This is a genomic window from Streptomyces sp. NPDC001100 (genome assembly GCF_053598575.1).
Window position 1 is genome coordinate 65,083 of record NZ_JBSFKO010000027.1, and the last position, 26,753, is coordinate 91,835.

The following is a 26,753-nucleotide window of genomic DNA, read 5'->3' on the forward strand; positions in this document are numbered from 1 at the left end:
ACGTCACGGGCGCCTCCACCGACTCAAACCCGCCCGCTCCCTGGGCCTGAGCGCCGCCGGGCCGCCCACCCTGCCAGGTGCGGAGGGCTCAATGGATAGTTTCGCCGCCTACTCGCGGCGAAGGAGTTGAGAGACCATGAAGATCGCGGTCTACGGGGCAACCGGCATGATCGGAAGCCGGGTGGTGGCCGAGGCGCTGGCGCGCGGCCACGAGGTCACCGGCATCACCCGGTCCGGCGGCAGCCTGCCGGAGGGCGTCATGGCCCTACGCGGTAACGCGGGCAACGCCGACCTGGCCAAGACCGTCGCCGCCAACGCCGACGTCGTCGTATCGGCGATCGGGCCGAACTTCGGGTCGAACCGCGAAAGCGGGAACCTGCGCGAGTTCATCGACCACACGCGGAACCTGGCCGACGCCTCCGGCGGCACCCCGCTGATCGTCGTGGGCGGCGCCGGGTCGCTGGTGGCCGACGGGGGGCGGCTGGTCGACATGCCCGGCGTCCCGGACACCCACAAGCCCTGGGCGCTCATCGTCGCCGAGGCCCTCGACATGCTGCGGGCCCAGCCCGAGGGCGTCGAGTGGACCTTCCTGTCACCGCCCCCGGTCATCCAGCCCGGCGAGCGGACCGGGTCGTACCGGCTCGGCGGCGACTCCCCTGCGGGTGACGCCATCTCCGCCGAGGACTACGCGGTCGCCCTGATCGACAGAGCTGAGCGGCCCGCCCACCGCCGGCGGCGGTTCACCGTCGCCAACTGAGCTTCGGCCCCGAGGGGTTGATCAGCCCGGAAAAGGGCCCTGACCTGCGAAGGTAAAGAGCGGCAACCGAGTCGGGCTGTACGCCGGGTTCTACGGTGAGGGCGACGGCGTATCGCGGCGCTGGAGCGCCCGTTCGCCTTGGCGGGCACGTCGGTCGACCGGGGCGATGTCACGCACTGCCGGGGTGGGATACGCGACATGCGGACTTGCGGGGGTCAGGCAGCGAAGCCGATGTTGGTGACGTATTCGTACTGGCCCCACTGTGATCCGAGGTCGACGATCTGCTCGATCCAGGCCTCGTCCAAGGCCCGGTCGTCGCCGGTGGACCAGGCCGCCACGAGGGCCTCCCAGTGGCGGATGTTGAGGGTGCGCAGTTCCACGACCCGCTGGTGGGAGGGCCGCACGCCGGACTGGTTGAGCGGGTGGATCTCGACGCGGGTGCCCCGGCCGGCGCGGTTGAGGCGGGCCAGGAGGTAGCGGGCGACGTTGCGGCGGCGGACGGTGCGGTAGGCGGCGTCGATCCGGGCGAGGTTCTGCGTCGTCGGGCTGCGGGTGCCGGCCAGCCATGCCTTCAGGGTGCGGCCTGTGACGGTCAAGCCCGCGTCGTGGGCGGCGGCGCGGGCGTGGGGGGTGCGGGTGAGGTAGTGCAGGCGGGCCATGAGGCCGCGCCGGGTGGTGACGGGGGTGGCGATGAAGTCGGCGAGGGCGTCGAGCTGACGGGCGATGGCCTCGTGACCCTTGATTCCGCTGGCGCCGTACTTGCCGAACTCGGCTGTACGCTCGGGCACTTAAAAGGTCCTTCTTCCCTGTCGGTTCTCAGTCATCGGCTTCTTGGGCGGCGGCCGGGTCTGCGGGCGGGGCGCCGACGGTGTAGACGTCCTTGACCTTCACCTCAAAAACCCCTCGGCCCTCGGGGAAGACACGGCGCCAGGTGCCGATGACGTGGAGTTCGTCGGTGCCCATCGCGCGGACGACCGTCAAGCCCTCGTCGTGCGCCTTGTGCGCCTTCATCCAGAGGTTGGCGAAGGCCTGGGAGCGGATGAGGTGCATCCAGTCGGGCCGGTACAGTTCCCGGTTGTAGTTCGACTCCCCCATCGTGGAGACGAACTTGGAGTACATCGCCTTCACATACTCCAGCGTCACCTCGTCGCCCTCGGCGAGCGCCTTCTCCCGGGCGTCCTTCAGTGCGATACGGAACTTCTCCAGCAGGCTCTCGGTCGCGCCCGAGGTGAACGACTCGTGGATCTGCGGCGGTTCGCACAGTCCGTACCTGGGGCCGGACAGGCGCAGCAGCAGGCGCAGGGTGGGTTCGGTGACCCAGAGCGGGCCGGGCTCGTCGCGGTTGCCGATCGGGTTGGGCAGATAGGCGTCGTGCTCCCATGCGGGCGGGGTGATCAGGTGGACGCCGGCGCGGCGGCGGTCGTGGTGGTTGCCGGCTGTGTGTTCCAGCTGGCCGATCGGCAGGTGCGTCTTGAGCGCGCTGAGATAGGCGCCGTTGATGTCCAGGGCCGTCACGTCGTGTGTGCCGGCAGGCAGTTCGGGACGGGTCCACTTGGGACGTGCCTCCCAGATCTGGTCGGCGCCGCGGGCGGAGGACTTGCGCAGGATGTCGGGGATCCAGGGGTGGGCGACGATGGCGTAGCGGCCGCCCTTGCGGCAGTTGTCCAGCAGAGCCATCGCGTCCGGGATCGCCCGCTTGACCAGCGCTGCCGTCGCGGCCTCCACATCGCCCTCGTGTCTGGCCAGTGCGGCCGCAACAACTTCTGCGATCGGATCCGGCAGGTCGGAGGCGGCCTGCACACGGCGGGCGCCGGACACGGTTCTCACCGGCGCGGCGGGGCGGGGCGGACGGCTCGCCGGAACAGCCACGGCCGGCGGGGCCGGTTGCGGCGCGCACTCGGCGGGGTCCAGGTGCTGCGGGAATCCGGCGACCTGGTGAAGGGCGGACTGCCCGCACAAAACGCACGGCCGGGGCACTCCCAGGTCCTCGACGTCGTCGGCTTCCGGCGCCGGGTACGACTGATCAGCCGGAACCGGCCGCTTGGCAGCCGTCGCATCATCGCCGCCCGACGTGGCGGGCCCGGATTGGGGGAGGCCGGCGTGAGCAGTGGTTTCGGCCTGCCGGGCGGCACCCAAGTCGGCGAGCTTGGCGTGAGCGCCTTTGAGGAAGTAGGCGTAACGCTCACGGACGTCACCGGCCGGGTCGCGGCCCGCTTCCCAGCCGCCGACCGTGGAGGGACTCACCCCCAGCGCCCGGGCCACCTGCGCGCGGGAGAGGTCCAGCGCTTCACGCAGGGCGCGGCGCTGCTCGGCCGGGGGCAGTTCGGCCTCGTTGCGGGCCGCGGCCAGCAGGGCGTCGATCGCCTCGAACTGCGGCTTCACCGCACCTCTCCCTTCACGGGCGGCCGCCGCCGTCCGGCACGGCGCGCGTCGGGCAGTGCCTCGCACGCCCGGGTCGGACCTGCCAGGAAGTCCAGGACATCCATGCCGTAGTGCGCGGCCAGCGCCTCGCAGTCGGCCAGACTCCAGGCGGCGGCCCCGGACTGACGGCGGCTCACCTGTGCCTGCGTCACCCCCAGCGCCTCAGCCAGCCTCGCCTGCGACTCGCCCGAGGCGTGCATCAGTGCCGCCACCACCAGCCGCACTCGTTCCGGCAAGGACATCCCCATGACCCCATCCTACCAAAGTCATGCGATTCATGCATTATTGATGAGTGATTCGCATAGTGGCCTGGGCCGGAGTTCGGGGAACGGCGGGAGGCGGGCGCGGTGCATCGGGGCTCCACACCGGGCACACCGCGGGGTGAGCCGAGCCCGGCAGGGACTGGCCGGCGTTTCGTTCAGCCTCTCCCCTGCCCCCTGATGCTCAGCCCCTGGGGTGCCGCAGACAAAGAGTCGTCTCAGGTGAGCGGCCGGGCAGGTAAGTAGGCCGCAGGCAGGGCGTGCGGCGCACTGTCCGGCGTTGGTCATCCACTCTCGGCCCAGGGCTGGGCCCGGGATGCGGCAGAAGCGGCTGGTGCTCGCTCCACTGCCGGGGTGGGGTGAGCATGCTGCTCGATATGCACGGGCGCGCCGGGCGATCCGTCGGGATGGTCGTGGATCCAGGACAGGCCGCCGATGTCGAGTCGGTGGCGGGCGCGGGTGACGGCGACGTAGGCGAGGCGGGCCTCGCTGTCGTCGATGGGGCCGGGTACCGGGCGGCCGATGCCGTCGTGCTGATCGCTGTCCTTGGGCGGGGTGAAGTCGTCGGCGATCTTCACATGGGCCCATTCGCGGCCCTTGGCCTTGTGGGCGGTCGAAACCGTCACCTCGGCCTGATGTTCGGGGGCGAGTTGGGCAACGGCAGCCAGGATGGCGTCCGTACCGTGGGTGTCGACCAGGTCGACGAAGGGCCGCAGGTCGCGCCCGGCCGGATCGTGGGCGGCATAGTCCTGCAGTTCGCCCCAGGAGGGGAACAGGACCAGTTCGGGGTGGGTGGTGCGGCGCCCTTCCTTCAGGTCCCGGGCGGCCAGAGCCAGAGCGCGCAGGCTGTCTCCTCCCCCGACCAGCCCGACACGGTGTCCGGCGGCCATCAGTTCCATGGCCTGGGCCATGGCGCCGACGTTGGTGCGGCACAGCACCGCGTCGGGCTGGGCGACGGGGCCGAGTTCGGTGGGTACCGCGGGGGTGCCGGTCAGCCGGATCGGGGCCTCGGCGATGGCCAGCCAGCGGTTGGCCTCGTCGGCGAGGAGCGGGCCGAAGCGGAAGGACTGGGACAGGGCCAGCCGGGTGCCGTCGAAGCCCGTCATGACGTCCCTGGCTCCGCGCCAGTGGTAGATAGCCTGGGCGGAGTCGCCCACCATGACCAGCTGGGCGTGGCTGCGCTGGGCGAGGAAGACCTGTTCGACGACGGGGTTGGTGTCCTGGGCCTCGTCCAGCAGGAGGAAGTCGGTATCGATCGTCGGTCTTGTGAGGGCCCAGATTTTGAGGTAGTGGTCGTGGTCGAAGCGGACCGCTCCGTCGTCCGGGTGCTGCAGGTCGACCCAGGCCTTCTGGGCGAACGGCACGATATGGGCGGCAAGTTCGTTGCGCAGGCCGCGGTCTTCCAGGCCGCGCAGCTGCGGGACGTGGTGGCAGGCGATAGCGTCGTCGGCGGTGTGGCAGAAGCGGGCCACGGTGCGCAGGGTCGCGTAGGAGAGGGCCTTTGGGGAGAGGTCGCGTTCGCCGATGCGGATGGCTTTGGTGATGCCGAGGGCCTGCCCGGTCTGCCAGGCCGGGCGGCGGGGTGCGTTCAGGCGGGCCGTGTAGCGGTGGCCGACGGCGGCGTAGGCCAGGGCGTGGGCGGTCTTGCACCAGACGTTTTTCGGGAAGCGACTCGCCGCGTCCTGGGCGATGGCCCGGTTGTAGGCGAGGTAGCGGCCCCGGCGTGTGGTGGTGTGGGCGAGCAGGGCCAGGGTGGTGGTCTTGCCGGTCCCGGCACCGGCCTGCAGGGACACGTGGTCGCCTGTGTGGAAGGCGTCGGCTGCGGCAATCTGTTCGTCGGTCGCTTTCACGGCTGCGCGGCTCCGGGATAGCGGCTGAGGGCACGTCCGAGGGCCGTCAGCAGGTGAGCGGAGGTGGTGTGGGCCAGGAGTTCGCCCACGGCCCGGTCGAGGCGGTCGGCCTCCTCGCTGGCGTGCCGGGCCAGGGCACGCTCCAGGGACCGGTTCAGGAACAGCCCCGGAGACTGTCCCGCCTGTCCGGCGGCGTGACGGATGGCGGCATGGACGGCGGGCGGAAAGGCGACGTTGAGCAGGACCCGCCCGGCCGTGTCCGGGTAGTGCGTGGTGATCACATCGACGGGCAGCCGTTCGCCGAGCCGGTGGCGCAGGCGGCGGGCGGCCCGGCCGGGGGATTTGGCGTGCACGAGGGCCATCAGGCGGGTGGCGTCGTTGTTGGCCGCGAGCGGCAGTACGCGGGCGGCGGTGTGGAGTTCGGCCGGGGTGAGGGGCCGGGTGAGGGTGATCTCCAGGGCGTGGTGGGGCATCGTCATGCCTCTCGCGGGCGGCTGGCCGAGGCGTGCGGGAGGCGGGTGTGGATGTGCTCGGCGTGCCGGAGGGGATCGAAGACCTGCCATCCGGTCAGGGCGAGGTCGGCAGCACCGGGGGCCGCGGCGTGGACGGGGCAGCGCTGGCTGCGCCAGCGCAGTTGTTCGGGGTAGGACAGGCGGCTGAGGTCGTAGACGGCCATCAGCACTGTGGGCAGGGCCAGTTGGCCGCGTTGCGGGCCGGCGGGCAGCAGGATCCAGCGGCCTGCGGGGGTGTGGGAGGTGAGCAGGTGCTGGGAGCAGCGGTGGCGCTGGCGGGTCTGGGCCACGCACCGGATCTCCTCGAGTGGCAGGTCGGCGAGGTAGCGGCCCAGCAGCAGTTGCACGACGGGCCGGGCGGGGCGGCGGATGTCGGAAACCTGCTCCTGGCAGGCGGGGGCGGACGGGGCCGGCGGGGTGAAGGCGCCGGTGTCGATCAGGCGGCGGGAGCGGACGGCGAGTTGGCGGCGTACCGCTTCGAGGCGCGGGCTCAGCTGGGCGGTTGCCGGTGTGGTGCGGCCGGGGCACAGGACGGTGTGCGGGAGGCGGCACCAGGCGCTGCCGTCTCCGTGCGGGTGGGCGATGCCGCAGCTCAGGTGCCAGCGACAGGGTTCAGGGATCTGAGCGGTGGCCAGTTCGTCGGGGTGCAGGGCAATGGGCCGCTGGTCGCTGCGCGGGTAGACGTCGATGCGGTTGCCGCACAGGCGGCAGCGGGCGCTCTGCCCGCAGCGCAGCAGGCGGCTGGGGCTGGTGTCGGCCACCCGCAGCGGGCGATGGGCGCGGGTGGCGCGGGGGCTGCCGTCCCAGTGGCGGCCGGTGGAGGCGGTGTTGGGGCACATGGCCCGGACCGTGCCAGGCGGCGCGCCGACGTGACGGGAACGGCGGGGACGTGTCCCCCGGGCAGCCCATCCAGGGCGAACGCGCATGCGAGTTTCCGCGTGACTGTTCGGTGCCTGCTCGCCGGTTCGGGTGATTCACGAACGGGGGCTCGGCGGGGTCAGGAGTCCTTCGCCCCGGGCGGGGTGTGGTCGTCACAGAGGGTGCCCATCAGGTGCTCGATGGGGACATCGAAGGCGTGGGCGAGAGCGTGCCAGGTGGTGACGCTGCCGGTGGTACGGCCGTGCTCCAGGTCGATCAGGGTGCGGCGGGCCAGACCACTGCGGTCGGCGAGTTCGTCGAAGGTCCAGCCGCGCTCGCCCCGCAGGCGTGCGAGTTCGACACGCAGCGCGGTGAGGTCGGGGTCGGGCGGCAAGATCGTCACCCCACCATCCGACGGTGCAGGACCCTGCCCTGTCAGTGCAGACTTCTGCACTATCTGCCGGAGGGGGAGTGACATTCGCGGTGCAGAAATCTGCACTACCGTGCGGGCGTCCCAGACGCCTGTGGCTGGGACGCCCGCGCACCGACAGACAGGAGGGCGACAGGCCGATGAGGCTGGCCGGCGCGCACACCACGGTGCGGCGTATCTGGACGGTGGAACTGCGCCCACGGGCGGGCGGGCCGAGCCTCGTCTGCGTCCACTGCACCGCCCACACCCCTCCCCTCCAGGCCTCCTCCGCACGGTCTGCCGTCCTGGCGCATCTGGCCTGCCACGCCCGAACCGACGTACTGCCCGGACATCTGCGCACCTGTCAGTGCCGGGCGCAGGGGTGCTGCTGGCATCCGCGGCACCGTGGCTGTGCGGGGCCGGTGCTGCTCGCTCTGACCCGCGACCGGGGTGGCCGCGCCTGGCGGCTGGCCGACACGTGTGCAGCCTGCGCCGCAGCGACGAGCAACACCGCCGTCGTACCGGACACCCTGCTCGGCCCGCACCGGCCCCACGCCGCGCAACGCACCTCGGCCCCCGCCCCCGCGCCCGCCTCGCCCTCCACTTTCCATGAGCAACTGCGGGTACGGGAGATGCTCACCTACCTCGCAACGGCGCTTCCCCAGTTCGCCTCTCCCGCGGCCCGCCTCCTGGCCCTGCAGTGCGCGCTGCGTGCCGACAGCCGGGGACACGTCCGGCTGCCGGCGGGACTGCTGCGCGGCATGCGTCTGCACGGACGCCGGGAGCTGTGGGAGGAACTGGCCCACGCCGGCTGGCTGGAGCTGCCTGCCCCCAGGCCGGCGCACCTGACGGTGCGTCTGCTCGATCCCGCGGTCCTGGACCAGGCACCCGGCCGCAGCGCACGCCACCGAGCCGCCCACTGGGCGACGTACCCGATGCCCCTGGCGCTGCCGCCCACCGCCCCCTCCGCCCTGCAGCTGACCACGCTGGTACTGGCTGCGCACACCTCTGCGCTCGCCCGCCACAGCGCCGACCTGGAGATCCTGGCCCGACTGTGCGGGCACTCCTGCCACCAGACCGAGGAACTCCTCGACCGGCTGGTGGCCGCCCGCATCCTGACAGCCTGGCACCACCACCGGGAGACCGACGAGGTGGTCTGGCACCTGCCTCCGCCCCAGCCGCCCGCAACACCTCGCGACCCGGCCCGGCCCAGACCCGGTCGCCTGCGATAGCGGCATCACAGACAGGGAAGCCGCCCATGAGCGCCTCACGGTATGAGCGGAAAGGCGTCCCTCAACAGGAACAAGCAGTTCCAGCCCCGCGTACTGCCTCTGCGCCAGGACCTGACACAGCAGGCGTGCCCGCCCACTCCGGCGCCAGTGCACGGCGTCGCCGCGGCCGTCCCGCACTGCTTCACTCCGCGGCCGCGAACCGAGGAAAGGCCAGCGTCACGCGCGCACGTCATGCGGCGTGCCCAGATCAACCAGCGCCTTCCGTCGCACAGCCGCCGGGGAGCCGTCGGTGTGTGACAGGCTGGCTGAGGATCCACCCGGCGACGGAAGGCTTCCGGCGGCGTCGTCCGCCGCGCAGATGGCCGCCGAGTCGGCCGCCCGTCGCGCGCAGCAGCACGGCCACCGAACGCCATGCGAGGGTTTCGCAGTCGACCCCCTCACCCCGAGGCGCCAGCCATTGCCTGCACCTCGGCCACATGGGTCCTGAATGGCGGAATGCACACTTTCGGGGCGCGGTGGGCGATGGTAAGAACGTGCTCTGGGCAACGATCATGATCATGCGACGGGGGATGCATGAGTTCACCCGACGGCTCCGCCGAGCCGCTGTTCTCCGAGGTCCCCAAGCCGTCGCAGGTCCCAGTGACAGTGCTGTCCCCCATGATGGCGACAGGCCCCGCGATGACGCCCAAGCAGATCCTTGCGCATCACTCGCCGACTCAGTTCGAGGAGTTCGTCTACGAGTGGCTGCTGGCGCTGAGGGAGGAGGGATACGTGGACGTGATGCAGCTGGGCGGCGCCCACGACGGCGGCGCCGATGTCGCCGCGTTCCTCACGGCGCACCGGACGGACGACCGGTGGCACTGCTATCAGTGCAAGCACTACGGGAAGGCGCTCACCCCGGCCATTGCCTATGTCGAGATACTGAAGATCATCGCGGTGGTAGCCGACGGCAAGTACCGCACACTGCCCGAGCGTTACGTCTTCGTGGCACCCAGGATCGGCGCCTCCCTCACGCAGCTGCTGGCCAAACCCGCGGAGCTGAAGGAGACGTTCCTCGACTGGGCCGCCAAGGGCACCGACCGGCTGACCGCGGAGTACGGCGCAGATCCGCTCGGCGCGGCGCTGGAGCTGGCCCGGGAGACGGACTTCGCCCGCTTCGAGGCGGCCAATCTCGACCGGATCCTCGAACAGCACGCCACCACGCCGTATCACGTGCGCAGATTCGGCACGCGGCTGCCGGACCGCGAAGCCCGTCAGGCTCCCCCGCCGGAACACACACCGGTGGAGACCCGGTATATCCAAAAGCTCCTGGACGTCTACCAGGAGAAATGGGGCTGTGACCCCGCAGCGATGGGGCAGGTTCGCGCGCATTCCAAGGCGGGCCCCCACCTGCAGCACCAGCGGGAAGCCTTCTACTGCGCCGAGCAACTGCGGGTGTTCGCCCGCGACAGCGTGCCGGAGGGCACCTTCGAGTCGCTGCAGAAGAACGTCTACGACGGTGTCGTCAATGTGACCTGGCGGGACTTCGCCACCGGATTCGACCGGCTCAACGCGGTGCAGGACGCGGCACGCGACATGCCGCTGGGAACGAACGTCCTGGTCCACGTGGTGGAGACCATTGACCGTATGGGCATCTGTCACCAGCTCGCCAACGACGACCGGCTGACCTGGGTCGAGGAGGAGACGTGAGAGCGCTCAACAGCCCGCTGGAGGTCGGTGTGCGCGCTCTGGTGCTGCTCGCCGCCTCCTTTCCCCGGCCCCTGGACCTGGCTCAACTGGTGTATCTGGATTACGCGATGCTGCACAGCGGCGAGATGGACGGGCCGCCCAGCGTGCACCCGTCACTGCCGGCCGGCCCGGGCGAACTGGCCATGAAGCGCCAGCTGCTCGAGCAGGGACTGGTGGTGCTGATGCGCGCGGGCCTGGCCGACGTGCAGGCGGACGACGGCGGGCTGATGTACCGGGCGAGCGAGGAAGGCCCGGGCTTCCTCGACCTGCTCGAGGCCCCGTATGTCGCAGCCCTGCGGGAGCGGGCGCAGTGGGCGCTGGCCTTCCATTACGGCGCCCCGGCCGACAGCCGCGCCGCCACGGACGACATCACCCAGCGGTGGATGGAGACGTTCGAGAGCCGTCTCCCGCGCCGGGGAGGCGACGATGACTGAGCTGCGCCTGCTGCATCTGACCTACGCCGGCATGGGTCGCGAGACGGCCCGCGTGGACTTCGATCCCCGCCTGACGATCGTCTACGGCGCCTCGGACACCGGCAAGTCCTTCGTCACCGAGTCGATCGACTACATGCTCGGCGCCCGCAAGCTGAACCTCATCCCCGAGGCCGAGGGCTACTCGCAGATCCTGCTGGGCATCGCCTTGCCCGACGCATCGGTCATCACCCTGATGCGGGCGCCCCAGTCCGGGCGGGTCAGCGTCTTCGAGGACGATATCCGCGACCTCGTCTACCGGTCGCCGGACCTGGTGCTCTCGGCCCAGCACAGCCCCCGCACCACCAAGAACCTCTCCCGTTACCTGATGGAGCGCATCGGGCTCGACGGCTCGCTGCTGGCCACCAATGACTCCGGGGGCACCAAACTCGCCGGCTTCCGGGACCTGCTGCACCTGTGCCTGATCAGCGAGACCCGCATGGTCTCGAAGGTCTCCCCCGTCCTGCGCACCTCGGGCACCAGCGGCCAGACCGCGCACAAGTCGTCCCTCAAGCTCCTGCTCACCGGGGCGGGCGAGCAGCCCTCGCCCAGCCGCCTCAACCAGGCACAGCGCCGCGTCCACAAAGGCAAGATCAGCCTGCTGGACGATCTGATCCTCGGACTGCAACGCCAACTGGCCTCACGCGAGGCCAACCAGAGCCAGCTGCAGCAACAGCTGCGGCGGCTGCTCGAACATCAAGAAAACCGCGCCGAGTCGCTGCGGGACGTCACCCGCCGCCACGCTCAGGCGGCCTCCGACCGCGCGACCCTGTCCGTGGCGCTGGCCCACTACGCCCAGCGCCTGGCAGAGACCGATGACCTGCTGGGCCGGTTCGAGCTGCTGCGCACGCAGTACGAGTCCGACCTGGCCCGCCTGGGCATGGTCAGCGAGGCCGGCAGCCTGCTCGGCTACTTCCGCAGCGGCCCGTGCGTGTTCTGCGGCGCAGAGCCCCACCACCAGCAAGCCGGCCACGACGCCATGGAAACCACCGCCTTGCACCAGGCCGTCACCGCGGAAAGCACTAAGACCCGCACGCTCCTGGCCGACCTGCTGGTCACCATCGAGGACCTGCGCTCGCAGCGCGCGTACGTGGCCGAGGACCAGGCCGTACAGGCCGCCTTGGCCGAGCAGGCGGACGCCGAGATCACCCGCATCGAACGCGAGGAACTCACCCCCCTGCAGGACGAGGTGGCCGAGGTGATGGCCACCCGCTCCCGCCTGGAGAACGAACTCGGCCTGCACGCACGGATCGAGGAGCTGGAAGACGTCAGAGCACAACTGGTCTCCGAAGAGGCCCAGCCGGGCGGGCAGCCCAGCCGTGGCATCCCGCCCGCCACGCTGACCGGCTTCGATCGCACCATCGAGCGGACGCTGGATGCCTGGCGGGTACGGCGGGAGGAAGAGGTGACCTACGACCAGTACACGGCGGAGCTGTACGTGGGCGACCGGTCCCGCTCCGGCCACGGCAAGGGCATGCGCGCCGTCCTGCACGCCGCGTTCACCACCGCCCTGGCCGACTACTGCCTGGAGCAACGGCGCAGCCATCCCGGGTTCATCGTGCTGGACTCCCCCCTGGTCACCTTCCGGGAACCCGGGGTGCAGGAGGCGGACCTGCGCCAGAACGTGCCCCAGCACTTCTACCGGCACCTGCTCAACGCCTTCCACGGCCAGGCCGTCGTCGTGGAGAACACCGACCCGCCCTCCGACGTCCTCGATCAAGGGCAGGTCTACATGTTCAGCCGTGAGGCCCACGGCCAGCGCTTCGGATTCTTCCCTCTGACGTCTTCGTCCGACCCGGCACAGTAACGGGGTACAGCAGCGGTGGCTGCTTCCCCGTCGGCCCGGCCGCAAGGCGGGTGTCACCGGGGGCCGGCGGGGTCGTGTACCCAGAGTGCCGCTGCGATGCGGCGCAGGACGGCAGGGGGCGCGGTGGGGGGTGCGTCGACGTCGGGGTCATAGGGTTCAGGGACGATGATCGCTGTCTGCGCGGCACGTTCGGAGTGCTGGCCCAGCAGGGGCGAGAGGGCGTCGACCAGTTCCAGCGTGGTGTAGGCGCTGGAGGGGAGCACGAGGGCGTCGAGGTCGGGGGGCGTGGGGTCGGTCGCGCGCTGGCAGCGGATCACCGGCTGGTTGTGCGGGTAGCGCACGGCTCCCTGCCCGGGGATGATGATCTCCGCGTCGAGCATGCGGACGGCGAGTTGGCAGGCGAAGGCTTCGGCCTGCTTCCGGTCCCGGAGTACGGCCACCACGCGGCGCAGGCGGTGCTGTTCGATGAGGTGGGCTGCGCCGAGGGCCTGGGGCCGCCAGATGGGGAATCTGGGCAGTTCGGGCACTCGGATCCGCATCAGCTGGTATGGGCTGAGCAGTCCTTTGTCCACCAGTTCTGCGCGGTCCACGCTCGGGTGGTGGGTGCCGAAGATCGGCTGGGAGGGCATGTCCACGGCCCAGGCGGTCTCGGTTCGGCTGTCGCCGGGGCCGGGCAGCTCGCTGGGGATGCGGGGTGTGGCCGTCAGATAGACACGCTTGTACGCGAGGATGCCGTCGTCGTAGTGGATCACAGCGTGCGGATGGTCCGAGCTGGTGATGCCGTCAACAGTGCGGTGGGCTTCCTCGACGACGAGATGTTCCCAGGGCGGCAGGTGGTGGTCGCGGTGGCTTTCGGCGATGAGCCCGGCATCGCTGTAGCGGGCCACCACGAGGGCTCCCGGAGGCTGTTGTGCCACCCAGTCGGCCAGTTGGTCTGCGGTGGTCAGCTTCTCGCCCGCCTTGCCGCTGTTGGTGGGCCGGATGTTGATGCCCACGAGGGGCCCCCGGCTGACCATGCGCCAGGTCTTGACCACGTGGTGGAGGTAGGTCCGGTCCGGCCCGAGTACCAGGCACGCGCGGCTCGCGGCTTCATGGACCGCTGTCGCTACCGTCATGGTCTTGCCTGCCCCGGCCGGCATGCTGAGCAGCATGCGTCGGCCGCCGTTGAGGATGACGTCGGGCAGCATGGGGGGTGACGGTTCGCGGCCCGCGACCCAGAAATCCTGACCGTGTTCATGCGAGTCGGCGATACCGGGTGTCGGCTGCGGCCACTGGGCAGGCGGGTGCTTGTCGGTGGTGTCCGCTGATGTGACAGGGAGCGTGGCCGGGGTGCGCCCATGCTGGGGCCTTGGGGCCCATTCCATGGCCAGGGCTTCGACGGAGTCGATCTCTTCGCGGCTGAGGAGGCGCGCGTTGGCGAGGACGTGCAGGTCGGCGATCCACTTGCCCAGTGGGAAGCACGGGTTGGTGTGGTCGTCGAGGTAGGCGACGGGAACGCGCAGGTGTTGGTGGGCGCGGTAGAAGCGCCGGGCGGCGCGCAGGCCGCGGGCGTGATGGGCGGCCTGGCTGGCGAGGGGGCGCCGCAGTGCGAGAGCCAGGGGGTCGTGCTGCAGGGGCAGCGCGGCCAGTTGCGCCTGCTGGCCCTCGGCGAGGGCGGGGAAGGTGTCGAATTGCTCGTCCAGCCAGCGGGTGAGGGCGTCGGCGTCGGCCGGCAGCGTGCCCGTGGGGATGGCCAGGGTCTTGCCGTGGGTGCGGGCGCGGGCGCACATGCGCTGCCACTCTTCGGGCCAGGCGGGGTTCCACCAGGGGTCGATGTCCTTCAGGGCGCGCTGGTAGGGGGCGGGCAGGGTGCCGTCGGCTGCCTGGCGGCGCTGTTCGGCGAGCCACTGGCCCAGGGGACGGCCCCGGTAGGTCTGTGTCGGTGCCGGGAGCAGGTGGCCGTGCTCGCGGGCGTAGGCCTGGGCGAGTTCCAGGAAGGTCTCCGTGCTGTTCTTGGGGTGCGCCCAGGGCATGTTGCAGGTGGCCAGCGCGGCGGCGCGGGCTGCGGAGAGGTTGCCGGCGGCCTTGAGGGCGCGCTGGTAGCCGAGCCAGCAGCCGAGGTGGAAGCCGTCGGGGGTGATGTGGTTGCTGGGGACGCTCAGGTGTCCGTGGGTGTCGAAGAAGGCTTGCGCGCAGGCCATCCCGGTCTCCCAGACGTCGGGCTCCGGTTCCATGATCCGCAGCATCAGGTGCGGGGCGATCTCCGGGGCGCGTGCGGGCCGGATGGCGGAAGCCGGTGTGGGCAGCAGCAGTCGGGGCCCGTTGACCGGGAGACGGTAGAAGTAGTGTTCGTCGTACGCCTTGAGCGCGATCATGACCTGGTGCAGCAGGTGGTACGGGGTGCCGAACGCCGCTTCCTCGGCGCGTTGCCCGGGCCCGAAGAATACGGGGATGACCAGGGTGGAGATCTTGTTCATGCTGGGGCCGATGCGCAGCGCGCGGCCGATCGCCTGGACGATGTCGATGGTGCTCTGCTTGGGGTCGGCGAAGAGCACGGAGTCGGCCAGCGGAAAGTCGACGCCTTCGACGCACAGGCGGACGTTGCACAGCACGCTCAGCTCCGCCAGCCGGCCGGCGCGCTTGTCTGGTGGGGGCTGTGCGAATCGTGCCAGGCGCTCTTGCCGCTCACGGCGGCGGTTGCGGGAGTGGACGCTGGTGACCCACAGGTCCTCGGCGTGGCCGCCGGGGATGGCGGCGGCGGTTTCGGGCAAGGTTTCGGCGAAGGCCTCGCTTTGGATGATGCTGCGGCTGAAGACGACCGCGCGGCGAATCGCGTGATCTTCGCGTGCTTTGAGCAGGGCCAGCTGGGCCGCCGCCACGCGCATGGCGTCGGCCTGGGGGGTGCGGCGGGCCCCCTTGCGTGTGCGCCCGGCCAGGAAGGCGTGCAGCTGCGGGTTGTGGATTTCGGGGGCGGCGATGCGGTAGTCGGCGAGCCGTCCTTCGTGGATGGCTTCGGCCAGTGAGTAGCGGTAGGCGATGCGGCCGAAGAGGTCGACGTCGTCCATGGAGGCGATCGGCTCGGTGGTGATGCCGCGGTTGACGTCCCAGATACGGGGTGTGGCGGTGAGGTAGAGCCGGTGGCGGGCGGGAATGGCGTCGTCGTCGTGGATGACGGCCCACGGCTTGGCGCGGGCGCCGGCGGTTCGGTGGGCTTCGTCGACGACAGCGATGTCCCAGCGCGGCAGCAGATGGCGCTGGTGGGCCTCAACGAGTTTGGGCAGCGAGGCGTAGGTGGCGAAGACGCTGACGGGCCCGTCTGCGTCGCGTACGGCGGCGGCCAGCCAGGCCGGGTCGTTGGTCATGGTGAGCACGCCGCTGAGAACGGGCTCGCTGGTCTGCTTATCGGAGCACAGGCCGAAGAAGTGGCCCGGCCGGCCGGAGGTGTGCCAGACGCGGGCTGTCTGGTTGAGCAGGTCCAGGGTCGGCATCACCGTCAGGGTGCGGCTGCCGGAGGTGATTTCGTGGGCGATGTGGACGGCGAGGTGGGTCTTTCCCGTACCGCACGGCATGATGACCTGCTGGCGTTCGGATCCCATGGCGAACGCGTTGAGCACGCAGTCCGCCGCCGCACGCTGGCGCGTCCACAGTTCGCTGGGCAGGCGTTCGGCAGGCAGGTCGTGCAGCACAGGATGGCTCCCCCGCTCGAGCTGATGATGCTTCAAAGGGCAGGATGCGGACGGGTGTACGGCACTGGGTGCTCAATACGGGCCTCCTCACCCCTGGGGGTGAACCCTCCGGTCGAGGAGCGGTGCGCCGTGGTAGAGAGGGCGCAGTGCCGCACGGGCTTCGAGGGCACCAGGGCCGGGACAGCCATACGGCGGGGCGCTGCCCGCGGCCCATCAGCCGGGCGGACGGCAAGGATCGACAAGGGCTGTGCGGGGGTGCTGTGGCCGGGTGGCCGCTGAGCCCGGGCGCGGGCGACATGTTGGGGGATGCGGTGTGGGGCGGGAGCCTGTCGCGGCAACCGGTTCGTTTTGTGGCGCACGAGTCGAACTGTTCGTTCTTGTGGCGGGTGGCCGGTGTGCAGGGGGTGGAGGTCGGCTTCCTGCTCGCCGAGTTGGGTGACGGGCCGCCGGGGCAGCAGGCCCTGCGCCCGCATCTGGCGGAAGTGCTCCTGAGTGGCGCGGCGGCGGACCGGCTCGCGCAGATGCTCGGTGTGCCGTCCGCGCGGCTGCGGTGGGCTCTGCCGCATCTGCGCGCACCGCATCTTTTGCCGGGCGAGCGGGCGCGGTGGGAGTGGCCGTGGGAGCCGTTGGCGCACTGTCTGGTGCCGGCCTGCGGGTTGTGCGCGGCGGTGCGGGGCGGGGGCTGGGGTGAGGTGTGGCTGGTCTGGCCGGAGAGATGGAGGATCTGCGAGCGGCACGGCCGGTTCACCCATGTGCGCCAGGGCGGCCCGGGAGGCGTCGATCTGGCCCGGCTGCCGGAGTCCGTCGGCGCGCACCGCAGGCGGGGCAGGCTCGAGCGGCGCTTCGGACCCACCGCAGCCGTGCTGGTCGCGGACGCCTTTGCTCTGGCCGGATGGTGGTGGCGCCGTGCCCCGCACGCCCGCCGGTGGGCCGAGCGGGCCGCGCGGGCAGGGCTGCAGCCCGAAGACGTCGAGACGGCATGGCTGCTGGTGTATCCGGAGGTGCTGCAGGTGGCCCGGGCGCTGCTGCGCTACGAGTTGCAGCGGGGCGCTCTGCCCGGCGGGCCCTGGGCCGCGGCCGAGGCTGCTCTGGTGGCCGAGCTGTCCCAACTGGCTAGTGAGCTCGGGCTGCCACCGGGCAGATGGCAGGTGCCGGTGGCGGAGTGGCTCGGCCGGCACCACAAGTGCGCACCGGCCGCAGGGGACCGTGAGGGCAGCGGCCGGCGTCGTGAGCGGCGGCCGGTCACGGCGCTGATCCATCAGGGCGACGAGAATCCGGCGTCACTCGACCGCTGCTGCCTGCCCTGGGACTGGAGCGATCCGTTCACCGCCGTATGAAGTCCCGCACGGGCGGGACCTCCCTTGATTCGCACACACGCCCGCACGCTTCCCCGATCGGAGGGTGGAGACGCAAGTCGCTGCGGACATCTCCTCGTTGCCCGGATGCTGGAGCGGGGACACGCGCGGCTGTGGCCCGCAGCACCGGCGGAGGAGGGGGGCGGACATGCTGGGGATCCCGGTCAGCGCGAGCGATATCGCCATCCATTATGTGGACCGGTTCGGGCGTCGGCGTGAGCTTGCGGTGACCAGGGCCGCCGAGGTGCCGTTCGAAGAGCTGGCCCCGTTGGACCGGCCGATCCCCTACCCGGGACGGCAGTCGTTCGTCACCAACGCGTGGGCATCGGCCACCGACCAGTTACTGGCGTGCGGCTCGCTGCGTCAGCAGCACTGCGCCATCCTCCTGGACCGCGATCCCACGGTGGGACTGCGCAGCGCGGCGCCGATGGAACTGCGCTGGAGCGGACAGGGGCGCCGTCACAGCGTGCGGCCGGCGTTCGTCGTCTCCCGGGCAGGACAGCGCGAAGTGATCTGCGTACAGCCGGAGGAACTCACCGACCGATGGCGGTACGAGCAGGAGGTGCTGGCCGTGGCGGCGTCAGCCGCCGGCTGGCAGGTCCGGGTGTTGGTGCCACCTGACGGTGTGGAGCTGGACAATCTCCAACTCCTCTATGCCGCCCGCAGTCCACGGTGGCTCACGGCGGGGCAGGACCAGGTGCTGGCCGAGCAGTTCACCTCGCCGCGCACCATCCGCTCCGGGGTGCGCGCCGCCGCTCTGCCCTCGCTGCTCGGGCTGGATCTCGCCTATCACCTGATCTGGGCGCGGCGTCTGCACACCGACACGAGCATCCCGCTCACACCGTCGTCGACGGCATGGGCCTGCGCTGGAGAGGTCGCGTGACCGCAGCTCCCCGGCACGTCGCAGCGGCAGTGCCGGCCGCCGCGGACACCATCGCGCTGGGGGACACCATCCGCTTCCGTGGCGCTGCCTGGGTGGTCACCGCCTTCCACGGACCTCGTCTCTTCCTCGACGTCGCGGAGCCGGTGGAACCCGGGGAACCGGCAGAGCCACTGATCATCCTGCAGACGGCAGTGACCTCGGCCCCCGACTTCGCCGTGCTGAACCGGGCGGCCCCGCGCAGTACGCTGCCCGGCCGCATCGGCGAGTTCCATGCCCTGCCCCGCGACGTACGCAGGGCCGCTGAGAAGTGGGAGCGGCATGTCAAGGAGGTGCTGCACCAGCAGGCCCCGAACGTTCCCGCCACCACCGCGCCCAAGCCGGCCTTCGACCCGAAGCTCCGGACCCTGCGCCAGCGGTACCAGGCCAAGGCCGACCAGCTCACCCAGGCCGGAACGGCGGTGTCCGCGGCCACCGTGGAACGAAAGTGCGCGGCCTGGCGCAAAGAAGGCCTGATGGGCCTGGTCGACAAACGGCTCCTGCGCACCGCGACCTCGCATGGACGCGTCGACGGGAAAGTGGTCGACATCGTGTGGGAGATCCTGGACGACGAGCGTGCCAGGGGCCTGTCACCGGGAACGCTGTCCCGGCTGATCGACCGGGTGGAGCAGACGATCCGGGCCCGCTACGCACACCTGCTCGTCGACCCGAAGACCGCCCGGGGGCTGGTGAACAGTCCGGCGACGTTCTACCGGCTGCTGGAACGGCTGGGGATCACCGCGGAGAACGCGCACCACGCCGCGGCCCGGCATGCGGCCGGGTCCGCGATCTCGCCGGCGCGGCCCGGGGCCCGGCGGGCGACCTGGGCCCGCTGGCCCGGGGAACTGGTGCAGATCGACACCACCGGGCTGGACGTCCTCGTCCTCGGGGACGACGGACGGGTTATCTCCGTGGAACTCACGATCGCGATCTGTGTCGCGACCCGCAGCATCGTCGGCTCGCTGATCGTGCCCAAGCGGGTCGCCCGCACAGGCGGGACCGGACGGTGGCTCGCCGGGCGGGCCACCCGCTCCTTCGACACCATGCAGGTCGTTGCCCAGACCACAGCCCCGCTTCCCGCGCGGCCGGGCTGGGCGCCGGAGACGTTCATGGAAGGCTCCGACCTGCCCTTCGAGGAGCTTCTGGCCGCCGACCCCCGATTCGCCGGTGCCGCCGCACGGCCCGTGATCAAGCCGGAAACACTCGTCGTCGACCACGGCTCACCGTTCGTCTCGGAGGATTTCACCCGCGCCTGCCACTCCCTGGGCATCGAGGTGCGCGAGGCGCGCCTGCGCACCGCCGCCGACAAGGCGATCGTGGAGCGCGCCATGCGGGCGGTGAAGACCGGCTTCAGCCAGTACCTGGCCTCCTACACCCACCACCGCCTGGACCTGCGCGGCAAACGCGTCCGCAAGCAGCCGCTGTGGACGATCCCCGAGCTCCAGGAGCTGTTCGAGCAGTGGGTGGTCCTCCACTGGCAGCAGACCCCCCACGGGGCGCTCCGCTCCCCCTTCACGCCGGGGCTGCGTCTGACTCCGAACCAGATGTACGCGGCGCTGGTGTCCCTGCGCGGCTACCGGTCCACCGCCCTGGCCGAGCAGGAGAACCGCAAGCTGCTGCCGGCGGTGTGGGTGCGGGTCAGCCGCAAGGGTTTCCAGATCAACAACCGCACCTACAACCTCGGCCGGGGGAAGCTGGACCCCTGCCGCGGATCCTCCGGGATCACGGCGCAGCAGGGCCGGTGGGAGGTCCACTACTCCCCCGACCATCCCGAGGTTGCCTGGCTGTTCAATCACCGGGCCGAACCGGGCACCGACCCGTGGATCGAGGTCCCGTTCATCCACCGCAGGCTGCTGAGTGACCGGTGGACCGAGGAGGCCTGGGCCGAGGCCCTGCACCTCCACCTCGCCGGCGGCGGCAGCCGCCGCGACGAGGCCGCCATCACCCGCGCCACCGCCCAGCTGTTGCGCACCGCCGCTGCCGGCCCGCAGGCCGCCCCCGCGAGCAGCCCGGCCCCCCGCACGGCTGTGCCGTCCCGTCCGGCGCTGCCAGCGCCGGACGAGCCCTACGACGACGACATGCCGCCCCTGGACCCGGACTCCGTCCGCCCGTTCCGGTCCCTCGACCGCCCGGCCGGGGATCTCTTCGACCCCTCCGAGCCCGCCCGGGGCGCGGGCCAGAGCCTTGAGGAATTCCTGGCGTCCCTGCCCGGCCTCCACCGCGCCGCCTCCACCGACCCGGGGCCTGCGGGCGGCACCGACAGCAGGCCGCGCCCCGAGGACACCTTCCGGGCCGGCAGCGGCCCCGCCACTCCGCCCGGCGGCCTGCCCGGCGATGAACCGGACAGCGCACGGCAAGGAGACAACCAGTGAGAACCCCCGTACGCGATGGTCGAAGCGCCCCGCCTCCCGCGCCGGCACCGATCCTCCCTGTCGGGCCGCCGACCACCCTGTCCGGCTGGCGGGCACGCGTGCGCCACCAGCCCTCCCCTCCCCCGATCCCGGCGGCCGACGACTCCACACCCGACGAGGACGACCCCCGGGTGCGCTACCACGCCCAGCTCGGCCTCGTCGAAACCACCGACATCGCCACAGGGTTGAAGACCGCACGGCGGCTGCTGCGCCTCAACGGCGAACGCCGCCACCCCTGCCAGCACGTCGCCATCGACAGCGACTGCCGCGGCACCGGCAAGCGCACCCTGCTGCACCACATCGGGCTGGCCCACCAGGGGCGCCGCGAGAAGCTTCACGGCATCGACGACGACCGTATCCCGGTGGTCTGTGTCAACGCCCCTCCGGAACAGGGCTCGTCCGCCGACTGGTCCGCGGCCCTGGCGGTGTTCATCGGCTGGGACCTGTACCGCTCCGACACGGAACAACGGCCCGTACAGCGGATGAAGGACTTCACCGGCCCCGCCGTCCACGTCATGCGCCATGCCCGTACGGAGGTCTGTCTCGTCGACGGAATCGACCGTCTGCGGACCGAGGACCTGCAGCCGACCTTCGACTTCTTCGACTACCTCGCCGACGAACTGGGGCTGACCGTCTTCTGGAGCGGCATCGGCTCCAGCGACATCCTCCGGGAAGCCCGCGCCGCCCGCTTCCCCGCCCTGCGGCGTCCCACCGAGGCCACCGCCCCGATCCGGCCGCGCTCGGTGCCCACCCTGTGGGTCAACCGGCTGCCGCCCCGCTGCAAGGAGCACCCCGACGAATGGGTCAGCACCGTGGCCACCCTCGACGGCCGGCTGCGGCTGCGGCACCACAAGCCCGGCAGCCTCCTGGACTACGAAAAGGACATCTACCGGATCACCGACGGGCTCATGGAACATCTCACCCCTCTGGTCGGCATGGCCGGCCAGCTTGCCATCCTCGACCGCACGGAAGCCATTACCCGCGACGTCCTGCACGACGCCGCCCGCTACCTTGACCTTCCCGTGGCAGACGAGAACGACACGGCGTGGTGACCGGGGCCCCATCCCCTCGTACTCGCCAAGAGCTCGGGATGCTCATCGCCGGTGGTGGCGGCAACCCGCCGGCTCCGGCTCACTGGCGCCATACCGGCATGACGCCGCTCCACCGGCTCGTCGTGTGACCAACCCGGAAGAACGAGGCTGCTCACCAGGCTGATCCGCTCATCACAGCGGGAGTGAGGCGAGATGGGATCGCACGCGTCGGCTGAGCTGAGCTGAGCATCGGGTGTCGCGCACGAGCGTGGCCAGGTTGCACCACACGATCCGGCGGATGTCCTCGGGTGTCATCTGGTGGTGGCGCGCGAGTGCCTGCTCCACCAGGGCGACGTTGCCGGGGAGCGGTGGTCTGGAGCTGCGGTCTCCGAAGGGGTGGTCGGTCTCGGTCAGGACACGGTCGAGGGGGATGGCTTCCAGCAGCGTGGTGTTGCGTATGGCGGAGGCGTTGAGGGAGAAGTAGCAGCCGAGGCCGACGGCGCGGGCGGTCAGAGCGGGTTCGCCGAGCCACCAGTGGAGGACCATGCCGGGTGCCGGGGACCGTTCGAGTTCGTCCAGCACCTGCGCGCAGGCGGCGTAGCTGTGGATGCTGGCGATGCGCGGGGTGTGGGCGAGCACGGCGAGGATCCGGCGGAGGGTGGCCTGCTGGCGGTCCATCGGGACACGGCTCTTGCCATCGAGTCCGATCTCGCTGACCAGGGGGGTGCGGTCGATCAGCTGGGTGAAGGTGTCGGGGTCGAAGCCGGTGTGGCTGCGGGCGAGTCCGGGGTGGATGCCGACTCCCCAGATGATCCGCTCGTCGTGCCGCTGGACGGCTTGGGCGGCCTCGGTCAGGGAGCGGGTGGCGGCGAAGACGACTGCGCCCAGGCCGGCGAGGTCGTGGGCCGGGACGCTGGTGTCGATGTGCGCGTGCAGGTCCAGCGGCGGCAGTGCGCTCGGCCTCATGGGTACAGCAGCTCCAGTTCCGCGATGCCCCGCCGGCACAGCTCGTAGGCCTGGCGGGTGGGGTAGTCGGAGGGCAGGTTCAGGGTGGTGATGTCGGCCGGGTGCAGGCCGCGGGCGAGGAAGGTGCGCAGTGACGGTTCGACCGACTTGCCGTCCAGGTATGTCTTGAGGTTCTCGTCGTGCCGGGCGTGGAGGTAGTCGGTCGAGTCGTCGAGGCCGGCCGCGCGGAAGGAGGCCCGGCGCAGCAGACAGCCGAAGCACACTCCGCAGTGGGTCCGTACGGGGATGCGGTGGCTGCGGTGTCCGGTGTGGGCGCAGGAGTGGGTGCGGCTGAGCAGCTCGGCGGCCGGGGCGGGGCCGACCAGTTTGGCGGCCTGGGTGAACATCTCGCCTTTGGTGTGGGTGGCGAAGGGGTTGTGGATGACGGCGTGGGCTCCGGCATCGCGGGCGATGGCGGCCAGGGTCTGCAGGAAGAGGGGGTGGGTGGTGCGGGTGGACAGGGCGCCGCGCTGGTCGGCGGTGAGCGGCACGTTGAGGGATGCGAAGCCGTTTTCCGGGATCCACAGCGGTACCTTCTCCACCGCTGCGGCGGCCAGGCCGAGGGCGAGGAAGAGCAGGGAGCGGGTGCGGGTGGAGTACTCGTTGCGCAGCTTGGCGCCGGTGGGCTGATGGCTTCTGCGGGAGAACCGCAGGGCCCGGTGGTACTGCTGGGGTCCGTCGATGAGGCGGGCGATGCAAGCGGCGATGTCGCGCTGGATCGGCGCGAGGGTGGTGGCGCCGACGTGGGAGAGCAGGAGATGCCCGTCTGGGCCGAGGTCGTAGCGGGAGAGCAGGGCTCCGATCGCGGAGTCGGCGCCGCCGCTGAGCAGAACTACGCGCCGGACCCCGGGATACGGTGTGGCGCGGACTGTTTCTTGCGGGGGGTCGGCTCGGTGGAAGCGGATCGACCACCGATCGCCGGACAGGAATCCCAGGAGGGCTTCGAGCCGTTCACGGAGCACGTCCCAGCGGGCTGGCGCGTAGACGGGCACGTCCAGTTCGAAGGTGCGTTGGGTCCAGTTCGAGCGGGCGGCACGGCGGGGTGTCGTGCGGTCGGCGGCGTAGACGAGGGCGGCCAGGCGTACCAGTTCGATGTTGGGTTCGGGGACGGGGCCGAGTGCTCCCAGGCGTGGTCCGAGGGTGGAGACGAAGGAGCCGCCCGGGCCTGACGGCCACCAGAACGGGGTGATGCCGTCGGGCTCGGATGGTGCGGTGTCCGCGTCCAGGCGCAGGGTGTAGGCAGGCATCAGGGCTCCATCCAGATGGACCGCATCGCGTTGATGCCCTCTTCGACGGCCCGGGTGATCTCTGCGGTGCTGGGGCCGGTGACCGTGAGGGAGGCCCGCTCGGCCAGGACGCGTGCGGTCTCGCGCAGTTGGCGTTCTCCGTCGGCGGTGGCCCAGGCAGGGCGGGTGCCGTCGTTCATCTCCGCTGCGGTCTCACCGATGACCGCCTCGAAGATGATCAGGGCCAGGGTTTCCCGGACGACGTCCTCGGGGCTCGGCGGTGCGCCGTCGGCACCGGCTTCCAGGACCCATTGGGCCACCTCGCTGGCGACGAAGCGGCGCTCCTGGTCCTCGATGGTGCCGTCGGACAGCGGCCCGCAGGCGGCCTGAACGATCCGGCGGGTCCAGTCGATCGGATCGCTGGCTGCGGCCTGGAGTTCTGCGTAGTCCAGGCCGAGTTCCTGCAGTGCCTGCACGTTGGCGGTGCGGTAGGCGTAGGCCGCGGCAGCCGCGCGGCCCGCGGTGCGGGAGGACTGGGCGATCGTGCGCTGGGCTCCCCCGGCACGGCCTCCTCCGCCGACGGCGCCTCCTCCGCCCGCTCCGCCGCCGGGGCCGTCTGCGTGCCCGCCAGAGGGCCTGAACAGGCCGAGGGCAGGCAGCAGTTGGTCCGGGCTGGGGGGTTTAGGGGGTGCGCCAGGGCCTGAGTCGGCGAGGGCGTCGAGCCACTGCGTGACGTTCTGCTGCAGTTGTTTGCTGGCCTGTGTGCCGTTTCCGGTGTAGGAGCCTTTGGTGCCCATCAGGCGTGGCTTCCTGTGCTCAGCGCCATCTCCAGGGCCCGCTTGATCCGGTCCGGGTCGGCCGGGGCGTGAGCCTTCCAGTGTTCCAGAACGCTGCGGAAGGCAGGGGTGTCGGCTGGGACGGTCAGGATGGTGGCCGGTTCCAGTTCGCTGGCCGGGACGGACTGCAGGAGCCGTGCGGTCCGGTCAGTGGTGGCGGGGTAGGCGGTGGTGATGCGCACGACGCCGCGCACGGCGGCGGTCTGTTCGGCCGGGCGGTCCCGGCCTGCCCGGGCGAGGTACTCGATCAGGCTCAAGGCGTCGTCCTCGCCGAGTGCGGCGATGTCGGGGTCGGTCACTCGGCGTTGGTCAAGACGCACCGTGGACAGCAGGTTGGCCGCGATGTCGCGCAGCCTGCCCGGCAGACCCGTGTCGAGGAGTTGTTCGCCGGAGAACGCTGCCGCCAGGTACAGATAAGGGGCCAGGTCCACGGTGGCGAGGCCTGGGGGGAGTTTGGCCCATCGGATGAGTTCGTCGTCGAAGGTCGTCGGCTCGGTCTCCTCCTCGGGCGCCGGGGCGGGTTCTTCGTCCGGGGGCCCGGCGGCGTCGGGGGTGGTGGGATCGGAGGCGGGCCGGCCGGCGGCTGTTTCCAGTTTGGTCAGGCGTGAGCGCAGTTCACCGCGCGCCAGCCAGCCCAGCACGGTGGTGAACGCGTCAGGCAGGAGCTTCTCCAGCACCATGAGCTTGGCGACGATCTCCGGTTCGAGCACGATGCCGCGATGGTCGGCGACGGACTGCCGTACCCGCAGGTCGTTGAGGAACCGTTTGATGCGGCGGGGGCTGCCGTGGAGCTTCTCGTAGAGGATGGGAGTCATCCGCGAGGCAAAGGCCAGTTCGGCGGAGATGTCGTTGCCGTTCACGGCCGCGGCCAGGTTGTCCAGCAGGCCCTTCTCCCGGCGCAGGCGTACGCAGGCGTCGATGTAGGGGGTGAGGTCTTGATCGGACAGGCGCTGGGAGAGCTGCAGCAGGACGAGGAACGCCTCGGTGTCGAACCGGCTCAGGGTGGGCAGCGGCACCGTGGTCTGCACGATCTTGTGCAGGTAGAGACTGGCGGGCTCCTCGGCGTACCGCTCACTGCTGGCTTGTTGTCCGTTGCCGGGATCGGGGAAGCGGACCCGCAGCGCATCGGCCACCCGGTGCTCGTCAGCGGCGACGACGAACGCCATCTTCGGTACAGCCAGAAACAGCCGGATCGTCTCCAGTGTGTCCACGACCGTGTCGGGCAGGCAGCGGTCGAGGTCGTCGACCAGCACGACCACCCGCCTGAGATGGCCGAGTTCCGCAGACTCCATCAGGGTGCTGAACTCGGTGCGGAACTCCTCAAGTCCGCGAGGGAGCGGTTCTGCTGCGCCGGTGTCCTGGTTATCCGGCTCGGTGTTGACCAGGCTGGTGAGGTCGTCGGCGGACGGCAGTTGCAGGGTCAGCGATGTCCTGGCCGCCACCTGCAGGGCCTTCGCCCAGTCGACCCGTTGTCTCAGCCTGGTCAGCAGCGCCCTGGTGCGGCTGGGGGTCTGGCCTGGTTCTTCTCTACGGGCGAGTTCGGCGGCGACGGCGGCGAGCACCTCGCTGATCAGGGTCTCCTTGGCGCCGACGCCAGGGTCGTAGCGCCACGGATCCGTGCTGATCACGAGAATGGTCGCGTCTGTCTCGGGGGGCTGTGGGGCAAGCGCGTCCTCGATCAGGCGCAGCACCGAGGTCTTGCCGCTTCCCCAGGCACCCGAGATCCCCACCGTCACCGGGTCGAGTGCGTCGTCGAGTACGGCCTGGACCACGGTCTTGGCCACGGCGTCGAAAGACAGCAGGTCCAAGCGCGTCGGCTCATCCGACCACAGCCGTGAAGACTCATCGCTCACGCGGTCCCCCCGTCTGCGACCTCTTTGCCGCAGTCGATCTTCGCTCCACCCGCCGCGTACCCGACCGGTCTCGGAGCGCAGCGAAAGCACACAATAACCCTCGACTCTCCGCCAACAACAGCAACAGCCGCATTCATCGCCGACGCCC

21 protein-coding genes are annotated in these 26,753 nt (G+C 70.9%); 9 read left to right on the forward strand and 12 right to left on the reverse strand.

Translation table 11 applies throughout. From position 1 onward, the window contains the following. The first annotated feature begins 136 nt into the window (after nt 1–136). Complete coding sequence (locus tag ACWDEW_RS32495) at nt 137–757, forward strand: NAD(P)-dependent oxidoreductase (RefSeq protein WP_450517495.1); 621 nt, start codon at nt 137–139, stop codon at nt 755–757. Between the two features lie 215 nt (nt 758–972). Here the strand turns inward: ACWDEW_RS32495 and ACWDEW_RS32500 are convergent, their stop codons facing one another. The 7 genes from ACWDEW_RS32500 to ACWDEW_RS32530 form a co-directional block, all read right to left on the reverse strand. Continuing rightward, entirely contained in the window at nt 973–1,545 is a 573-nt protein-coding gene (locus tag ACWDEW_RS32500; RefSeq protein WP_120049504.1) for a transcriptional regulator, read from the reverse strand. Nucleotides 1,546–1,573: 28 nt separating this feature from the next. Further along, nucleotides 1,574–3,139 carry a helix-turn-helix domain-containing protein gene (locus tag ACWDEW_RS32505; protein ID WP_450517497.1) on the reverse strand — a complete coding sequence of 522 codons (1,566 nt, stop codon included), beginning with the start codon at nt 3,137–3,139 and terminating at the stop codon, nt 1,574–1,576. Then, nucleotides 3,136–3,426: a helix-turn-helix domain-containing protein gene (locus ACWDEW_RS32510; protein WP_120049506.1), complete on the reverse strand. Its 291-nt coding sequence runs from the start codon at nt 3,424–3,426 to the stop codon at nt 3,136–3,138. Before ACWDEW_RS32510 ends, ACWDEW_RS32505 begins: the two co-directional genes overlap by 4 nt. A 296-nt stretch (nt 3,427–3,722) precedes the next feature. Further along, nucleotides 3,723–5,288: a UvrD-helicase domain-containing protein gene (locus tag ACWDEW_RS32515; RefSeq protein WP_427168754.1), complete on the reverse strand. Its 1,566-nt coding sequence runs from the start codon at nt 5,286–5,288 to the stop codon at nt 3,723–3,725. Next, nucleotides 5,285–5,767 (reverse strand): hypothetical protein, encoded by a 483-nt coding sequence (locus ACWDEW_RS32520; RefSeq protein WP_120049508.1) that lies wholly within the window; start codon nt 5,765–5,767, stop codon nt 5,285–5,287. Before ACWDEW_RS32520 ends, ACWDEW_RS32515 begins: the two co-directional genes overlap by 4 nt. After that, nucleotides 5,764–6,639 (reverse strand): DUF6083 domain-containing protein, encoded by an 876-nt coding sequence (locus ACWDEW_RS32525; protein ID WP_450517499.1) that lies wholly within the window; start codon nt 6,637–6,639, stop codon nt 5,764–5,766. Before ACWDEW_RS32525 ends, ACWDEW_RS32520 begins: the two co-directional genes overlap by 4 nt. A 158-nt stretch (nt 6,640–6,797) precedes the next feature. Further along, nucleotides 6,798–7,061: a helix-turn-helix transcriptional regulator gene (locus ACWDEW_RS32530; protein ID WP_093457786.1), complete on the reverse strand. Its 264-nt coding sequence runs from the start codon at nt 7,059–7,061 to the stop codon at nt 6,798–6,800. Nucleotides 7,062–7,228: 167 nt separating this feature from the next. Here ACWDEW_RS32530 and ACWDEW_RS32535 point away from each other — a divergent pair, with 167 nt between their 5' ends. The 4 genes from ACWDEW_RS32535 to ACWDEW_RS32550 all read left to right on the forward strand — a co-directional run bounded on the left by ACWDEW_RS32535 (nt 7,229) and on the right by ACWDEW_RS32550 (nt 12,304). Further along, nucleotides 7,229–8,299, forward strand: coding sequence for a hypothetical protein (locus tag ACWDEW_RS32535; protein ID WP_450517501.1), 1,071 nt, complete (start codon nt 7,229–7,231; stop codon nt 8,297–8,299). A gap of 573 nt (nt 8,300–8,872) precedes the next feature. Beyond that, on the forward strand, nt 8,873–9,988 hold the full coding sequence (locus tag ACWDEW_RS32540; RefSeq protein WP_120049510.1) for an ABC-three component system protein: 1,116 nt from the start codon (nt 8,873–8,875) through the stop codon (nt 9,986–9,988). Next, the gene (locus ACWDEW_RS32545) at nt 9,985–10,461 is read left to right on the forward strand and encodes an ABC-three component system middle component 2 (protein ID WP_120049511.1); all 477 of its coding nucleotides are present in this window, start codon (nt 9,985–9,987) and stop codon (nt 10,459–10,461) included. The genes ACWDEW_RS32540 and ACWDEW_RS32545 overlap by 4 nt, the downstream gene beginning before the upstream one ends. Continuing rightward, a complete protein-coding gene (locus ACWDEW_RS32550) occupies nt 10,454–12,304 on the forward strand; it encodes a hypothetical protein (RefSeq protein ID WP_450517503.1) in 1,851 nt (616 codons plus the stop codon). Before ACWDEW_RS32545 ends, ACWDEW_RS32550 begins: the two co-directional genes overlap by 8 nt. Nucleotides 12,305–12,357: 53 nt before the next feature. Here ACWDEW_RS32550 and ACWDEW_RS32555 read toward each other — a convergent pair whose 3' ends face one another. Further along, complete coding sequence (locus ACWDEW_RS32555; RefSeq protein ID WP_450517504.1) at nt 12,358–15,969, reverse strand: Helicase associated domain protein; 3,612 nt, start codon at nt 15,967–15,969, stop codon at nt 12,358–12,360. Between the two features lie 395 nt (nt 15,970–16,364). Here ACWDEW_RS32555 and ACWDEW_RS32560 point away from each other — a divergent pair, with 395 nt between their 5' ends. From ACWDEW_RS32560 to ACWDEW_RS32575, 4 genes are all read left to right on the forward strand, one after another. Beyond that, nucleotides 16,365–17,306, forward strand: coding sequence for a hypothetical protein (locus ACWDEW_RS32560; protein WP_450517506.1), 942 nt, complete (start codon nt 16,365–16,367; stop codon nt 17,304–17,306). A gap of 166 nt (nt 17,307–17,472) precedes the next feature. Then, nucleotides 17,473–18,207: a hypothetical protein gene (locus tag ACWDEW_RS32565; RefSeq protein ID WP_398685663.1), complete on the forward strand. Its 735-nt coding sequence runs from the start codon at nt 17,473–17,475 to the stop codon at nt 18,205–18,207. Beyond that, nucleotides 18,204–20,615: a Mu transposase C-terminal domain-containing protein gene (locus ACWDEW_RS32570; protein WP_450517508.1), complete on the forward strand. Its 2,412-nt coding sequence runs from the start codon at nt 18,204–18,206 to the stop codon at nt 20,613–20,615. Before ACWDEW_RS32565 ends, ACWDEW_RS32570 begins: the two co-directional genes overlap by 4 nt. Nucleotides 20,616–20,713: 98 nt before the next feature. Continuing rightward, a complete protein-coding gene (locus ACWDEW_RS32575; protein WP_398685667.1) occupies nt 20,714–21,706 on the forward strand; it encodes a hypothetical protein in 993 nt (330 codons plus the stop codon). 171 nt (nt 21,707–21,877) lie between these two features. Here ACWDEW_RS32575 and ACWDEW_RS32580 read toward each other — a convergent pair whose 3' ends face one another. Genes ACWDEW_RS32580 through ACWDEW_RS32595 form a run of 4 tightly spaced genes read right to left on the reverse strand, consistent with a single transcriptional unit; the run spans nt 21,878 to nt 26,560 of the window. Further along, nucleotides 21,878–22,651 (reverse strand): TatD family hydrolase, encoded by a 774-nt coding sequence (locus ACWDEW_RS32580; RefSeq protein ID WP_398685669.1) that lies wholly within the window; start codon nt 22,649–22,651, stop codon nt 21,878–21,880. Then, complete coding sequence (locus tag ACWDEW_RS32585) at nt 22,648–23,937, reverse strand: hypothetical protein (RefSeq protein ID WP_398685671.1); 1,290 nt, start codon at nt 23,935–23,937, stop codon at nt 22,648–22,650. The genes ACWDEW_RS32580 and ACWDEW_RS32585 overlap by 4 nt, the downstream gene beginning before the upstream one ends. Next, nucleotides 23,937–24,713, reverse strand: a complete 777-nt coding sequence (locus ACWDEW_RS32590) for a hypothetical protein (RefSeq protein WP_450517509.1) — start codon at nt 24,711–24,713, stop codon at nt 23,937–23,939. Before ACWDEW_RS32590 ends, ACWDEW_RS32585 begins: the two co-directional genes overlap by 1 nt. Next, a complete protein-coding gene (locus ACWDEW_RS32595) occupies nt 24,713–26,560 on the reverse strand; it encodes a KAP family P-loop NTPase fold protein (RefSeq protein WP_450517511.1) in 1,848 nt (615 codons plus the stop codon). Before ACWDEW_RS32595 ends, ACWDEW_RS32590 begins: the two co-directional genes overlap by 1 nt. Nucleotides 26,561–26,753 lie beyond the last annotated feature (193 nt).